The organism is Sphingomonas endophytica, assembly GCF_001476895.1.
Lineage (GTDB): Bacteria > Pseudomonadota > Alphaproteobacteria > Sphingomonadales > Sphingomonadaceae > Sphingomonas > Sphingomonas endophytica_A.
In genome coordinates this window covers 1-631 of the sequence record NZ_LDTB01000282.1, presented here as the reverse complement: position 1 = coordinate 631, position 631 = coordinate 1, and the positions used below count along the sequence as shown (strand labels likewise).

Annotated in this window: 1 protein-coding gene; it reads left to right on the top strand. The window is 56.3% G+C overall.

The window, feature by feature from the left end; all coding sequences use genetic code 11:
• Positions 1-210: 210 nt before the first annotated feature.
• Positions 211-631, top strand: a 421-nt coding sequence (locus NS334_RS17205; RefSeq protein WP_206542737.1) for a hypothetical protein, incomplete at its 3' end; no start/stop codon positions are given.

The following is a 631-nucleotide window of genomic DNA, read 5'->3' as shown; positions in this document are numbered from 1 at the left end:
GTCCAGGTGGCTGACTAGGGTCGATAGCGGGAGGACCGCTGTGGGTGGAAAACGGTCCGTCCGCTTCGGGTCTGAGGCATGTCGATAGCTGGCATTGTTAGAATGTGCCGCCTTCTCGACCACGATAGGGAAGCGAGAAAATCGACTGCCCTGCTGGCCTGAAGCCACCCCTTTCGCGCTTCATCCGCCGTCGCCGCCGCACGTTCAGACATGATACGAGATCTGATGGCGAGCGCTATGCAGTGGGCGGTCAGACGCTACGGGACCGAGGTGATGCAACATCACCATTCCTATCATCAGGTCGTGCTCCCGTATGTAGGCCAGCTCGACATTGAAACGAACGGTCAAGCGGGTTTTGTGGCCGGAAGCGTCGGTTCATTCGTCGCCGCAGGCTATGATCATAGCTTCCATGGTCGAAGCGACAGCGCCTGTATCGTTCTCGATATACCGCCGATCCTTGTAGACGACGCTATAAAAACTGAAGATCTGCCGGTTTTCTTCGCGATTGGCCCGGACATTGTAGGATTGATAGATTATATAAAATATAGCCAACCGCACGGCTTGACGCTAAGGCTTCGCAAGGCTTGGTCGGAACTGCTTCTCGCGCGACTCGCCGAGCAGCGCATCGTCT